At 70.8% G+C, this 13,177-nt stretch carries 13 protein-coding genes; 5 read left to right on the forward strand and 8 right to left on the reverse strand.

The window, feature by feature from the left end:
* Positions 1 to 2 precede the first annotated feature (2 nt).
* Positions 3 to 1,247, reverse strand: coding sequence for an MFS transporter (locus BJ991_RS01425; protein WP_179486817.1), 1,245 nt, complete (start codon positions 1,245 to 1,247; stop codon positions 3 to 5).
* Between the two features lie 146 nt (positions 1,248 to 1,393).
* Here BJ991_RS01425 and BJ991_RS01430 point away from each other — a divergent pair, with 146 nt between their 5' ends.
* Entirely contained in the window at positions 1,394 to 2,602 is a 1,209-nt protein-coding gene (locus tag BJ991_RS01430) for an MFS transporter (protein WP_343048591.1), read from the forward strand.
* Between the two features lie 121 nt (positions 2,603 to 2,723).
* Here the strand turns inward: BJ991_RS01430 and BJ991_RS01435 are convergent, their stop codons facing one another.
* On the reverse strand, positions 2,724 to 3,221 hold the full coding sequence (locus tag BJ991_RS01435; protein ID WP_179486818.1) for a MarR family winged helix-turn-helix transcriptional regulator: 498 nt from the start codon (positions 3,219 to 3,221) through the stop codon (positions 2,724 to 2,726).
* Between the two features lie 90 nt (positions 3,222 to 3,311).
* On the opposite strand from BJ991_RS01435, the gene BJ991_RS01440 reads away from it, so the two are divergent.
* Genes BJ991_RS01440 through menE form a run of 4 tightly spaced genes read left to right on the forward strand, consistent with a single transcriptional unit; the run spans position 3,312 to position 7,202 of the window.
* Positions 3,312 to 4,229, forward strand: a complete 918-nt coding sequence (locus tag BJ991_RS01440; RefSeq protein WP_179486820.1) for an SDR family oxidoreductase — start codon at positions 3,312 to 3,314, stop codon at positions 4,227 to 4,229.
* Between the two features lie 13 nt (positions 4,230 to 4,242).
* Positions 4,243 to 5,130: an amidohydrolase family protein gene (locus BJ991_RS01445; protein WP_179486821.1), complete on the forward strand. Its 888-nt coding sequence runs from the start codon at positions 4,243 to 4,245 to the stop codon at positions 5,128 to 5,130.
* Between the two features lie 37 nt (positions 5,131 to 5,167).
* On the forward strand, positions 5,168 to 5,620 hold the full coding sequence (locus tag BJ991_RS01450) for a MaoC family dehydratase (protein WP_179486822.1): 453 nt from the start codon (positions 5,168 to 5,170) through the stop codon (positions 5,618 to 5,620).
* A 58-nt stretch (positions 5,621 to 5,678) separates the two neighbouring features.
* Positions 5,679 to 7,202: an o-succinylbenzoate--CoA ligase gene (gene menE, locus BJ991_RS01455; RefSeq protein ID WP_179486823.1), complete on the forward strand. Its 1,524-nt coding sequence runs from the start codon at positions 5,679 to 5,681 to the stop codon at positions 7,200 to 7,202.
* A gap of 24 nt (positions 7,203 to 7,226) precedes the next feature.
* Here the strand turns inward: menE and BJ991_RS01460 are convergent, their stop codons facing one another.
* The 6 genes from BJ991_RS01460 to BJ991_RS01485 form a co-directional block, all read right to left on the reverse strand.
* Positions 7,227 to 8,069, reverse strand: coding sequence for a PaaX family transcriptional regulator (locus BJ991_RS01460; RefSeq protein ID WP_179492377.1), 843 nt, complete (start codon positions 8,067 to 8,069; stop codon positions 7,227 to 7,229).
* A 5-nt stretch (positions 8,070 to 8,074) separates the two neighbouring features.
* Complete coding sequence (locus BJ991_RS01465; RefSeq protein ID WP_179486824.1) at positions 8,075 to 8,902, reverse strand: ATP-binding cassette domain-containing protein; 828 nt, start codon at positions 8,900 to 8,902, stop codon at positions 8,075 to 8,077.
* Complete coding sequence (locus BJ991_RS01470) at positions 8,895 to 9,719, reverse strand: ABC transporter permease subunit (RefSeq protein ID WP_179486825.1); 825 nt, start codon at positions 9,717 to 9,719, stop codon at positions 8,895 to 8,897. The genes BJ991_RS01465 and BJ991_RS01470 overlap by 8 nt, the downstream gene beginning before the upstream one ends.
* Positions 9,716 to 10,573: an ABC transporter permease gene (locus tag BJ991_RS01475; RefSeq protein ID WP_343048594.1), complete on the reverse strand. Its 858-nt coding sequence runs from the start codon at positions 10,571 to 10,573 to the stop codon at positions 9,716 to 9,718. Before BJ991_RS01475 ends, BJ991_RS01470 begins: the two co-directional genes overlap by 4 nt.
* Positions 10,574 to 10,660: 87 nt before the next feature.
* A complete protein-coding gene (locus tag BJ991_RS01480; protein WP_179486829.1) occupies positions 10,661 to 11,647 on the reverse strand; it encodes an ABC transporter substrate-binding protein in 987 nt (328 codons plus the stop codon).
* 302 nt (positions 11,648 to 11,949) lie between these two features.
* Complete coding sequence (locus BJ991_RS01485; RefSeq protein WP_179486831.1) at positions 11,950 to 13,128, reverse strand: FAD-dependent monooxygenase; 1,179 nt, start codon at positions 13,126 to 13,128, stop codon at positions 11,950 to 11,952.
* Positions 13,129 to 13,177: the final 49 nt, after the last annotated feature.

The following is a 13,177-nucleotide window of genomic DNA, read 5'->3' on the forward strand; positions in this document are numbered from 1 at the left end:
CGCTACGCCTCGGGTCGTGCGGCGCTCGACCGCGCGGCGATCTCGGCCTGGAGCATCCGGGCCGACAGCGTGCCGCACACGAGCAGCACGAGCACCGCGGCGAGCACGACCAACAGGGGCACGGTCCACCCGCCCGTGAGCTCGCGGAGTCCGCCGAGGGCGAGCGGTCCCGCCGCGGACACGCCGTAGCCGACCGCCTGGACGAGGCCCGCGCGTCCGGCCGTGGTGTTCACGTCGGGCCCGAGCGTGCCGAAGGCGATGAACACGACAGTGATGCCGGCGCCCTGCGCGACGCCGCCGATCGATGTCCACACGAGCCACCCCGCGGGGGCGAACAGGAACCCGAGGGGCACGACGAGCCACCCGATGCCCGCCGCGAGGAACCCGGCCGACAAGGACGCGCGCAACGTGAGCACCGGGATGAGGAGGCTCCCCGCGATGCCGGCGACCTGGAAGATCGACGCGATGGCACCGGCCGCGGCGCCCGAGAAGCCCTCGTCGCTGAGCAGCGACGGCAGCCACGCGGTCACACCGTAGAACGCGAACGCCTGCCCCGCGAAGGCCGCCGAGAGCAGGAGAGTCGGCCTGTGGCGCCAGGCCGATCCGCGAACGGTGCCCGAGACGGCGGATGCCGCGGGCCGAGGCGCGAACGCGCCGCGCAGTCCCCGCAGCGGGATCCAGCACGCGAGCGCCGCGACGGCGAAGCACGCCCATGACGCGAGCGCCCACCGCCAGCCGATCGCGTCGGCGAGCGGCGCGGTCGCAAGGGTGACGGTCATCGTGCCGATGTTGAGCGCCGACGTGTAGATGCCCGTCATGGTGTGCGCACGGTGCGGGCTGAACTCGCGGCTGATGATCACCGGGATCACGATGTTGCCGACGGTGAGGAACACGCCCATGAGGGCGGTGCCGATGAGGGCGAGCGCGATCCCGCCGGACACGCGCAGGAGGCATCCGGCGATCGTCCCGATCAGCGTGACGGTGAGCGCGAAGTCGGCGCCTCCGCGCCGCACGAGCGAGACCGCGGCGGGGGCGAACACGGCGAAGCACAGCACCGGGATGCTCGTGAGCAGGCCCACGACGGCAGCGGACACCTCGAGGTCCATGCCGATCTCGCGCGCGACCGGTGCGACCGCCAGGAACGGCGCGCGCAGGACCGCCGCCGTGAACACGATGACCGCGATGAGCAGCACGAAGTACTGGGTGCTGCCGCGGCTTCGCCAGCCGCCAGGTCGGTCGGACGTCACCGGGCCACGGTACTGCCCGCGCGCAGGGACCGCGCATGGGCATCCCGATGGGTGGCTCGCGCCCGCTGCGCCCGAGTGCAGCGCCTCAGCCGCTGGGCGAGACCGTGCTTTGGCGTTCGCGGATGCGTCGACTAGGGTCGCCGCTCGTGACCGACACCGCCGCCGAGCGCCGCACGAGCATCGTGCTGCTGGTCGCGGCGGTGTGCCTCGTCGCGGCGAACATGCGCCCGACGATCACGGCGCTCGGCCCCCTCATCGACCAGATCGGCGCCGACACGGGATTGTCGGTCGCGGCGCTCGGTGCGCTGGCAGCGGTGCCCCTCGTCGCATGGGCGCTCTTCTCCCCGGTCGCCCACACGCTCAGCCGGCGCTACGGGCAGCCGCGCACGCTGTCGTGGTCGCTCGTGGTGCTGCTGGTCGGCACGCTCGTGCGCTCGATTCCCGGGCCGATCGCGAGCCTCTGGATCGGAACGGCGCTCATCGGCATGTCGCTCGCGATCGTGAACGTGCTCATGCCGGCCGTCGTGAAGCGCGAGTTCCCGGGCCACGTGGCGGCGATGACGTCCGTCTACACCGCTCTGCTCGGCGGATTCGGCGCGATCGCGTCGGGCGTCGCCGTGCCGATCTCGCTCATCCCGATCGACGGCGACCCCGCGGGCTGGCGCTTCGCGCTGCTCATCTCGGGCGGTGCGCTGCTGCCGTTCGCGATCGTTGCGTGGTGGTGGGCGCATCGCGGCGAGCATCACCGGTACGTGCGCTCGCCCGCGCACCACGGCCGCACCGGCATCTGGACCGACCCCGTCGCGTGGCTCGTCGCCGCGTTCATGGGGCTGCAGTCGGCGACGTTCTACATGCTCGTGACGTGGCTCGCCGCGATCTCGATGTCGACGGGACGATCCGAGGTCGTCGCGGGCATCGACGTCATGGTCTACCAGCTCTTCTCGATCGCAGGGTCCCTCCTGCTCCCGTTCGTCTACCGCGGCCGCATCAGGCGCGCCGTCCCGGCGCTCATCCCGATCGTCGGCCTCGTCGGCGGCCTCGGGCTCATGCTGGCCCCGGCCGGCGTCCCCTTCTGGGGCGCGACCCTCGGCCTGTTCGGCGGCGCGTCGCTCGCGATGGCGATGACGCTCGTCGCCCAGCGGGCGCGCGACCACGACGCGTCATCCGCCCTGTCCGGCATGTCGCAGTCGGTGGGCTACCTCGTCGCGGCGTTCGGCCCGGTCGTGTTCGGCGGCCTCCACAGCCTCACGGGCGGCTGGACCGCCTCGCTCGCGCTGCTGCTCGCGGTCATCGCGACCCTGTCGGTCGTCGGGATCTTCGCGGGTCGCGAGCGTTTCGTCCTCGAGAAGCGCTGAGCACCGGCATCCGGATCAGTCCTCGGTTTGGGGCGGATTTCCTCGTTTGGGGCGGAGGAAATCCGCCCCGAAGTCGGAATCCCGCCCCAAACGGCTCTGACGGATGCCGAGACCGCGGCCCTCAGCCGACCGACGCGCCCGGGGCCGCGGCCAGCGTCCGCAGGATCGCCTTCAGCTGGTCGCGGTCGTCGTCATCGAGCGCGCTGAAGCACTCCGCCTCGGCGCGCTCGGTCGCCGCGCGGGCGCCCGCGTAGACCTCGCGCCCCTCGTCTGTCGCGACCACGACGTTCACGCGACGGTCGTTGACGTCGGGCTCGCGGCGCACGAGCCCGCGCTTCTCGAGCTCGTCGATGAGCGCCACGATCTGGCTCGGATCGAGGCGCAGGAACTCCGAGAGCTCGCGCTGGTTCGGGCGCTCGCCGCTCACCGCGAGGGCGAGCACCGAGTACGAGCGCACCTTGAGCCCGAACCCGCCGACCGCGGCGTTGGCGGCCGCGAGCGTGATCGCGTTCGCGCGGGCGAGCAGGAACGCGGTGTCCTCGCCGACGGACGTGCTCCACAGGCGGTCGTTGCCGTCCGCCTGGCGGGCGGCCGGCGACGACGGGGAGGTGTTCCGCATGCAGGAATGGTATCCGCCCTTTGGAAGAACTCAAACATTGACATTTTCAACGATTCGGGATTTCATGTGAGCGGACGCGAAGGAGCATGCATGTCACTCGAAGGCAAAGTCGCAATCGTGACGGGCTCGGGCCGAGGCCTCGGCCTGGCCTACGCCCGTGAGCTCGCGCGGCAGGGTGCGGCCGTCGTCGTGAACGACGTCGACGAGTCGATCGCCGCCGAGGCGGTCGCCGCGATCGAGGCCGACGGAGGGCGTGCGGTCGCCGTCGTCGCGCCGGTCGGGCCCACCGACACGGCGAAGCGGCTCGTGCAGACGGCGGTCGACACGTTCGGCCGCCTCGACATCCTCGTCACCAACGCCGGCGTCCTGCGCGACACCGTGCTGTGGAAGATGAGCGACGACGACTTCGACACCGTCATCGACGTGCACCTGCGCGGCACGTTCACGTGCGTGCGCGAGGCGGCGACCTACATGCGCGCGAACGAGATCCCCGGTCGCATCATCTGCATCGGCTCCCCCACCGGCCAGCGCGGCAACTTCGGCCAGACGAACTACGCCGCCGCGAAGGCCGGCATCGTCGGCATGGTCCGCACGTGGGCGCTCGAGCTCAAGAAGGCCGGCATCACCGCGAACGCGGTCATCCCCGTCGCCGCGACCGCGATGACCGCGACGGTCCCCTACTTCGCCGCCGCCGTCGAAGCCGACGAGAAGGGCGAGCCGATGCCCGCGTTCTTCCGGCACGACCTCGGGTTCGGGACGGCCGACGACGTGGCCGGGCTCATCGCATACCTGGGGTCGGATGCCGCGGCATCCGTCACCGGTCAGGCCATCGGCGTCGGCGGCGACCGCCTGCAGCTGTGGTCGCACCCCGAGGCCGTCGTCACGGCGTACCACGAGGGCGGCTGGTCGTACGCGGACCTCGAGGCCCAGTTCCCGTCGCTCGTCGGCGAGAAGCTGCAGAGCGTGGGCGAGAAGTTCCCGCCGCTGCCCGAAGAGCTGCAGCGCTGAGCCCCACACCGCCATGACCCGCTACGAGCCCGCGATCGACCTCGACGCGATCGACGCGATCGACATCCACGTGCACATCGAGGTCGACGCCCACGGGCATGCGTCGCTGCCCGCCGACCTCGTCGAGGCGGCCTCGAAGTACTTCTCGACCGACGGACCCCGCCCCGACCTCGACAGCGTCGCGGAGTACTACCGCGAGCGTCGCACTGCGGCCGTCGTGTTCACGGTCGACGCCGAGACGCAGCTCGGCCAGCCCCCGCTCAGCAGCGAGGAGATCGCGGCGGGCGCGGCGCGCAACAACGACGTGCTCGTGCCGTTCGGCTCGGTCGACCCGCGCCGCGCCGACGCCGTCGACCGCGTGCGGCGGCTCGTCGAGGACCACGGCGTGCGGGGCTTCAAGTTCCACCCGACCGTCCAGGGCTTCGACCCGAGCGACTCCACGCACAACCCGCTGTACGAGGCGCTGCAGGAGGCGGGCGTCATTGCGCTGTTCCACACGGGGCAGACCGGGATCGGCGCGGGCATGCCGGGCGGGCGCGGTCTTCGCCTCGGGCTGTCGAACCCGATGCTCCTCGACGGCGTGGCCGCCGACTTCCCGGGGCTGCAGATCGTGATGGCGCATCCGTCGGTGCCGTGGCAGGACGAGGCCATCTCGGTCGCCACCCACAAGCACAACACGTGGATCGACCTGTCGGGGTGGAGCCCCAAGTACTTCCCCGAGGCGCTCGTGCGCGCCGCGAATTCGTACCTCAAGACCCGCGTCCTGTTCGGCTCGGACTTCCCGCTGCTGACGCCCGACCGCTGGCGGCGCGACGCCGACGCCGCCGAGCTGTTCAAGCCCGAGGTCGTCGCCGGCATCCTGAAGCACAACGCGGCTCGACTGCTCGGACTGGCCGCGTGAGCAGCGGCATCCGTCTCGCCCAAAGAAGGAGAACCCCATGACCACCACCGCCGCCTACGCCGACGCGCAGACCCTCGCCGGCACCGACCTCGGCTGGTCGGAGTGGCTCGAGGTGACGCAGGACCGCGTCAACCTGTTCGCGGACGCGACCGACGACCACCAGTGGATCCACGTCGACCCCGAGCGCGCCAAGGACGGCCCGTTCGGCGGCCCCATCGCGCACGGGTTCCTGTCCCTCTCGCTCACCGTGAAGTTCTGGTCGGAGCTGTTCGACCTCGAGGGCGTCGGCACGAAGGTCAACTACGGCCTCGACAAGGTGCGCTTCGTGTCGCCGGTCAAGGTGGGCGACCGCGTTCGCATGAACGCCGTCATCGCCGAGGTGACCGAGGTCCCCGGCGGCTACCAGTTCGCGGTCGATCAGACGATCGAGATCGACGGCGGCACGAAGCCCGCCGTCGTCGCGCGCGGGCTGTACCGCTTCTACGCCTGACCCGCGCTCGCGCGCACCCCCGCACCCGGACGCACCACCCCTCGAAGGAGAGGAGACGATGCACAACCACGGACTGGGCTCGTGGATGGCCAAGCGGCGGCTGAAGTCGCCCGACAAGACGGCGCTCATCTACGGCGACGGCACGACAATGACGTATCGGCAGCTCGCCGACGCCGCGGACCGCGTGTCGGCGCTGCTGTGGGGCCGCGGCATCCGCAAGGGCGACCGTGTCGCCTACCTCGGCGAGAACTCGCCCGAGTTCCTCCAGGTGCTCTTCGGAGCGGTGCAGCTCGGCGCGGTGTTCGTGCCGGTCAACACGCGCCTCGCGCCGCCCGAGATCGCACACGTGCTCGGCGACTCCGGCTCGCGCGTGCTCATCCACGACGCCCAGCTCGCGGAGCGCATCGCTCCCGCGCTCGCCCAGCACGAGGTCCCGCACGTCATCGAGACGGGTGACGGCACCGCCGAGCGTCCGGGACTCGCGCGCATCGTCCGCACGACGACCGCCGGCCACGCCGACGCCGAGGTCGCCCTCGAGGATCCCGCCGCGATCGTGTACACGTCCGGCACGACGGGCCGCGCGAAGGGCGCGATCCTCACCCATGAGAACCTCACGTGGGTGTCGCTGAACTGCATCGTCGACTACGACGTCGTCTCGACCGACGTCGCGCTCATGATCTCGCCGCTGTTCCACGTCGCGTCGCTCGGAATGGGCGCGCTGCCGGTGATCCTCAAGGGCGCCACGATCGTGCTCGAGCGGGGCTTCGAGCCCGGGCGAGCGCTCGAGCTCATCGAACGGCACGGCGTCACGATGCTCAGCGGCGTGCCGACGACCTACCAGATGATGGCCGACCACCCGAACTGGGCGACGGCCGACCTCAGCAGCCTGAAGAAGCTGACATGCGGTGGATCGGCGGTGCCGACGCGCATCCTCAACGCGTACGAGGAGCGCGGGATGTCGTTCTCGCAGGGCTACGGCATGACCGAGACCTCGCCCGGCGCGACCGCGCTGGCGCCCGAGATGACGCGCGCGAAGCAGGGCAGCGTCGGCCTGCCGCACTTCTTCACCGACGTGCGCATCGCCGACGAGCAGGGCGCGATGGTGCCGCGCGGCACCGTCGGCGAGATCGAGATCTCGGGCCCGAACGTCTTCGCGGGCTACCACGGGTTGCCGGATGCCACGGCCGCCGCCTTCACGGCGGACGGGTGGTTCCGCTCGGGCGACCTCGGCTACCTCGACCCCGACGGATACCTCTATATCGCCGACCGACTGAAGGACATGATCATCTCGGGCGGCGAGAACATCTACCCCGCGGAGGTCGAGAACGTCATCAGCGACCTCGAGGGCATCTCGGGCGTCGCGGTGATCGGCGTGCCGGACGAGCGCTGGGGCGAGGTGCCGTGGGCGATCGTGACCGTGCGGGACGGGGCATCCGTCACGACCGAGCAGGTCCGCGAGTTCCTCGACGGAAGGCTCGCCCGCTACAAGATCCCGCGCAACGTCGTGGTCGTCGACGAGCTGCCGCGCACGGCGTCGGGAAAAGTTCGCAAGGCCGACCTGCGGGCGCGCTTCGCGCGCTGAGCGCGGGTCAGGGCACGTGAGAGGTCACCCGACGAGGCTCGCGAAGTCGCGCACGGCCGGGAACGCGAACTCGCGGTGCCGCCGCGTGAACAGCTCGGCGGAGCGGTCGGCGGGCCAGTCGTCGTCCATGTACTGACGCGGCAGCCGCGGGTCGGCGCGCAGCAGCGCGAGCCAGTCGGCGACGAGCACGGTGCGGGCCGTGAGGGGCGGAAGATCGGATGCCGCGTCCTCGCGTCCCCAGTGAGAGAGGAACTCGTCGTGCGCGCCACGGATGCGCGGGATGTCCCACACCGTCCGGACGGTCTCGTCCATGCGGAAGCCCTCGAGCTCGGTTGCGCCGAACGCGTTGACCGATCCCGGCGGCAGCTCGGGGATGATCGCGTCGAGCGCGCTCGCGAGGTCGACGGCCCCCGGCGCGATCCACAGCCCGTCGCGCAGCACCGAGAACCCCGACCACGTGAGGGCCGCGCGCAGGCGGTGACGCAGCGTGCGCACGTCCTCGGGAACGGTGAACGTCACGAGCGTCCAGCCCTCGCCCTGCGGATCGAACGGCGACGGCCCGTTCACGCGCCCGGCCGCCTCGCGCAGCACCTCGCTGCCATGGGCGGTGAGCTGGAAGCCGATCTCGCGCCCGAGGCGGTGACGCTCGAGCAGGCCGCTCGCGACCATGCGATCGAGGTTGGTGCGTACAGCGGATGCGGCGACCCCCGCCCCCTCGAGCACCGAGAGCAGCACGCTCGCGCGCACCGGCTCGAAGTAGCGGTCGCACACGTACTCGCCGAAGAACGCGAGCAGGAGCTGGCGCGGCTTGCGCGTCAGCACGGAGGACTCGGCGACCGCGTCGCCGAGCACCGCCGCTTCCGCCATCTGGGTCACGCCGCGGTGGCTCCCGGCCTCACGGCCTCGCCGCGCTTGGCCCGCTGGATCTGCTCGTACACGTGCGTGCGCAGCTCGGTGAAGCGCGGCAGCGCGCGCGTCACGAGCTGGTCGCGGTCGGCGGGCAGGTCGATGGAGAGGTCCTCCTGCACCCAGGTCGGGGACTTCGACAGCACGATGACGCGCTCGCCGAGGTAGACCGACTCGTCGATGTCGTGCGTGACGAACAGGATCGACATGCCCCGCTCGCGGTGGAGCGTCCGCACGAGGTCCTCGAGGTCGGCGCGGGTCTGCGCGTCGACGGCCGCGAACGGCTCGTCCATGATGAGGACCTCGGGCTCGTATGCGACCGCGCGCGCGATCGCGACGCGCTGCTGCATGCCGCCGGAGAGCTGCCACGGGTAGCTCTTGGCGGCGTGGTCGAGGCCGACCGCGACGAGGGCGTCGTCGATGAGCCGGTCGCGCTCGGCGCGCGGGAGCTTCTTGTGCTTGAGGGGCAGGTCGACGTTGCCGCGGACGGTGAGCCACGGGTAGAGGCTGCGACCGTACTCCTGGAAGACGAGCGCCATCCGCGGCGGCGGCGCCGTGACGCGTTTGCCCTCCAGCTCGACGATCCCCGACGTCGGCCTCAGCAGGCCGGCGATGCACTTGAGGAGCGTCGTCTTGCCGCATCCGGAAGGGCCGACGATGACCACGAGCTCGCCCGCGTCCATCTGGAAGCTGATGTCGCCGATCGCCTCGACGTTGCCCGTCGAGGACTCGTAGACCTTGCGCAGGTGCTCGACTGTGAGAAGCGGCTGCGCCGCGGAACGCGATTCAGGCACGCTCCACCTCCTTGACTCCGTGGTACCAGCGAAGGACGCGTCGCTCGACGAATCCGAAGATCACCGCGAGCAGCACGCCGATCAGGCCGAGCAGCACGATGCCGCTCCACATCTGCGCGATCAGGTAGTTCCGCTGGAAGAACACGATCTGATAGCCGAGGCCCGACGACGAGAAGAACATCTCCGAGATCACCATGAGGATCAGCGCGATCGACAGGCACTGGCGCACGCCGGTCATGATGCGCGGGCTCGCCGCCGGCAGCACCAGGTAGCGCAGGCGCTCCGAGCGGGTGACCGCGAACGACTGCGCGGTCTCGGTCATGACGGAGTCCGTCGACCGGACGCCCTCGATGGTGTTGAGGAGGACCGGCCAGATGGCGCCGGTGACCATGACGACGACCTTCATGGTGTCGTTCGCCCCGACGAGCACCGCGACGATCGGGATGAGCACGGGCGGGGGCACCGCGCGGAAGAACTCGAAGATCGGCTCGAGCAGCTCGCGCAGCCAGCGCACGAGGCCGATCACGGTGCCCGCCGCGATGCCGAGGACGACTGCGAGGACGATGCTTATCGCGAGGCGACCGAGGCTCGGCAGCACGTCGTTGAAGAACGCGGGGCCGACCCACGTGTCGATGAACGCGTCGAAGATGACCAGCGGGCTGGGGAAGAACGGCGCCGGGGAGATCGACGACCAGACGCCCCAGATGACGAGGAGGATGATCGGCAGGCCCAGCGCGTACGCGGTGTTCTCGCCGATCTTCGCCCACACGCGCGACGGCTTCCGGGGGGTGACGACGGTGCTCGTGTAGAGGGTCACAGGACCTCCTCCCCTCGCACGGACTGATGCCACGCGAGCGAGCGCCGCTCGATCGCGCGGAACCCGAGGTTCACGAGCAGGCCGAGCATGCCCGTGACGATCACGAGCGCGTAGACGGTGGTCCACTGGCCGGACTCGCGGGCGATCATGATCGCGCGGCCGATGCCGGGGACGGACATGAACATCTCGGCCGTGATCGCGAGGATCAGCGCGACCGTCGCGGCGAGCCGGAGTCCGGTCATGAGGTACGGGAGCGCGGTCGGGAACACGACGCTCCTGATCTGCGCGCCGCGCGAGAGGCCGTAGCTGCGGGCTGTGTCGCGCGCGACGGCGTCGACGTCGGCCACGCCGTAGAGCACCTGGATGAAGACCTGCCAGAAGCTCGCGAAGACGATGATGAGCAGCGCCCCCTGCAGCTGATAGCCGAACATGAGGATCGCGAGCGGGATGAGCGCGACCGATGGGATGGGCCGGAGGAACTCCACCGTCGTGTGCGTCGCACGACGCAGGAAGGGCACGAGACCGATGATCGTGCCGAGCACGACCGCGAGCACCGTCGCGATGAGAAGACCCAGGGCCCATGAGGTGAGCGTGCGCCCGATGTTGCGCCAGAACTCGAGGTCGCGGAACATCGCGAACAGCTGCGCGATCGTGTCGGTCGCGGTCGGGAAGTACGCCGGATTGACCACTCCCACGGTCGGGAGCAGCTGCCAGGTCACCAGGAACCCGGCGATGCCGGCGATGCCCAGCACGACCTTGCGCAGCGTGCGCAGGCGTCGCTGGCGACGGAAGCGGTCCGAGCCGCGCGGAGTCGCCGGCGTGGCGATGGCGGGGGCGTCGGCGGTGGCGGTCACGATGATCCGATCGGTGGTGCGTGGGCGGAGAGACGGAGGGAGGGACGGATGCCTCGGCCGAGGCATCCGTCCGTCCTCAGTCCATGACTACTGCTGCTGGATCAGGCGACTGTAGTCCGGCTCCGACTCGATGTACTCGAACTCCAGGGCGAGCGCGCCGAGCTCCTCGATGCCCGCACCCTCGAGCTCCCATGTGAACTCGGGAAGCGTGATGCCGGCCGCGGCCTCCTCGGGGATCTCGAGGTTGGTCGCGATCGCGGAGCGCACTGCCTCCTCGTTGCCCGCGGCCCACTCGAGCGCCTCCGACATCGCGGCGGCGTACGCCTCGACGAGCTCGGGGTCCTCGTCGAGCAGCTTCTGCGTCGTGATGTTCGTGAGCACCGTGAGGCCCGGGATGGTCGCCTGGTAGGGCGCGACGACCGAGACGCCCCCGCCGCCGACGATCATGGCGCGGAAGGGGTCGGGGGCCCACGCGGCGTCCATCGTGCCGGCCTCGAGCTGCGCCGGGACGTCGGGGAACGCGACCTCGACGAACTCGATCGTCGAGGGGTCGCCGCCGTCGTCCTGGACGGCCTTGCGGATCGTCAGGTCGCCGGCCGCGCCGAGCGTGTTGACCGAGACCTTCTTGCCCGCGAGGTCGGCCGGGCGCGCGATGCCCGAGTCGCCGAGCGCGACGACCGCGTTGACGTCGTCGCCGTCGGCGAGGCTGTTCGCGTAGTTGCCGACGATCACGACACCGAGGTCCTGCAGGTCGGCGCGGATCGGGCCGAACGGCTGGCCGATGGCGAACTGGATGTCGCCGCTGAGCAGCGCCGGGATCGCGTTCGCGCCGCCCTGCGCCGGGACGACCTCGATCTCGAGGCCGTGCGCCTCGAAGATGCCCTCGTCGATCGCGCCCCACAGAGCGCCGGTCTCGGCGATAGGCAGTGCGGCGACGCGCACGGTCTGCAGCTCGCCGCTGCCGGGGTCGTCGGTCGCGGTCGAGGTGGCGGATGGAGCAGCGGAGTCGGTGCATCCGCTGAGGGTGAGAACGGCCGCTGCGCCGAGCGCGATGGCGGCAAGAGCTTTCTTCATTGACAAGCCTCTCGATGAGCAGTGTGGGCAGGACCGACCCGGGCGACGCCCGTTCGCTCCGGCTCCCTCGCCTGTCGTCGCACGTCGCTGTATCGGCCCTCACATCATGGGCCGCGCGGCGACGGATTGTCAAGGTTTTCTTGACGCTCGTCACGGATCAGTTGAATAACGGATGCGCACTCAGTTGCATAACGGATGCTCCGCCGGCAGCCTCCGGACACCACGCTTCCGCCGGACAGGCTGCATCCGCGGTCGGCTCGCACGACCGCGGATGCAGAGTGGGACCGCGTGTGGGAACGGGGCTACCTGACGCGCGCGTCGAGCGCGACCGCCTCGGCGTCGTAGTCGTACAGCCACAGGCGGTAGTCGCGGGAGCGCGCGATCTCGTCGTCGCGCTGCGTGAGATCGTCGTAGGCGGAGTCGTAGCGGCGGCCGTTGTCGCGCGCGCCGCGCTGGACGGCGGACGTGCGCTCGAGGCGCAGCCGCTCGTAGTTCTCGAGCCGCGCGGGCACGTCGTCGGGGTCGGCGCCGCGCAGCACGACGGCGAGGGTGACGGCGTCTTCGATCGCCTGGTTCGCTCCCTGGCCGAGGTGCGGAAGCATCGGATGCGCCGCGTCGCCGAGGAGCGTGACGCGACCCTGCGACCACCGTGCGAGCGGCTCGCGGTCGTACAGGCCCCACCAGAACGTCGACTCGACGACCTCGATGAGCCGCGTGACGCGGGGGTCCCAGCCGACGAACTCTGCAGCGAGCGACTCCTGGTCGCCGGCAGCGGACCACGACTCCTTCAGTCGCTCCTCGCTGGGCACGAATCCGACGTAGTTGATGAGGCGCCCGGCGCGCACGGGGTAGGTGAGGAAGTGCTTGCCCTCGCCCATCCACAACTGCGCGATGCCCTTCGGCCAGTCGGGCAGGCGATCGGCGTGGACGAGGCCGCGGTACGCGATCGATCCGGAGCTGACCGGCTCCGTCGGCTCCGTCGTGAAGCCGCGCACGACGGAGTGGATGCCGTCCGCGCCGATGACCGCGTCGAACTCGGCCGAGGAGCCGTTCTCGAACTCCAGTCGCGCGGATCCGCCGCGGTCGTGCACCGACGCGAGCCGGTGGCCCGTGCGGACGGCGCCGTCGGGCAGCGCGGCCGCGAGGACGCCCACGATGTCGGCGCGGTGCACGCCGAGCGTGTGATACGTGCCCGACGAGTCGCTCGTCGTCATCTCGCCGATCGGCGTGCCGTCGTAGCGGTAGTAGAGCGACCCGACGCCGTAGCGAGCGGCGACGCGCTCGACGGCGTCCTTCAATCCGAGGCGCTCGAGCATGCGCATGCCGTTCGGCGCCATGCCGACGCCGGCGCCCACCTCACCCAGCTGCGAGGCCTGCTCGAAGACGGTGACCTCGACCCCGGCGATTCGACTCAGGGCGATCGCAGCCGACAGGCCGCCTATCCCGCCGCCGACCACGGCCACGCGAAGTGCTCTGCTCATCGACGCTCGACTCCTTCGTTGCGGTGCGATGCGCCCTGGTCGGCGGGCT

The sequence above is a fragment of the Microbacterium immunditiarum genome, assembly GCF_013409785.1.
In the GTDB taxonomy this organism is placed as follows: Bacteria; Actinomycetota; Actinomycetes; order Actinomycetales; family Microbacteriaceae; genus Microbacterium; species Microbacterium immunditiarum.

Coding starts and splice junctions, on each gene's coding strand:
- BJ991_RS01460 (WP_179492377.1), bottom strand. CDS start 8,069: ATGGCGGAAGCGGCGGTGCTCGGCGACGCGGTCGCCGAGTCCTCCGTG.
- BJ991_RS01440 (WP_179486820.1), top strand. CDS start 3,312: ATGTCACTCGAAGGCAAAGTCGCAATCGTGACGGGCTCGGGCCGAGGC.
- BJ991_RS01480 (WP_179486829.1), bottom strand. CDS start 11,647: ATGAAGAAAGCTCTTGCCGCCATCGCGCTCGGCGCAGCGGCCGTTCTC.
- BJ991_RS01435 (WP_179486818.1), bottom strand. CDS start 3,221: ATGCGGAACACCTCCCCGTCGTCGCCGGCCGCCCGCCAGGCGGACGGC.
- BJ991_RS01485 (WP_179486831.1), bottom strand. CDS start 13,128: ATGAGCAGAGCACTTCGCGTGGCCGTGGTCGGCGGCGGGATAGGCGGC.
- BJ991_RS01450 (WP_179486822.1), top strand. CDS start 5,168: ATGACCACCACCGCCGCCTACGCCGACGCGCAGACCCTCGCCGGCACC.
- menE (WP_179486823.1), top strand. CDS start 5,679: ATGCACAACCACGGACTGGGCTCGTGGATGGCCAAGCGGCGGCTGAAG.
- BJ991_RS01445 (WP_179486821.1), top strand. CDS start 4,243: ATGACCCGCTACGAGCCCGCGATCGACCTCGACGCGATCGACGCGATC.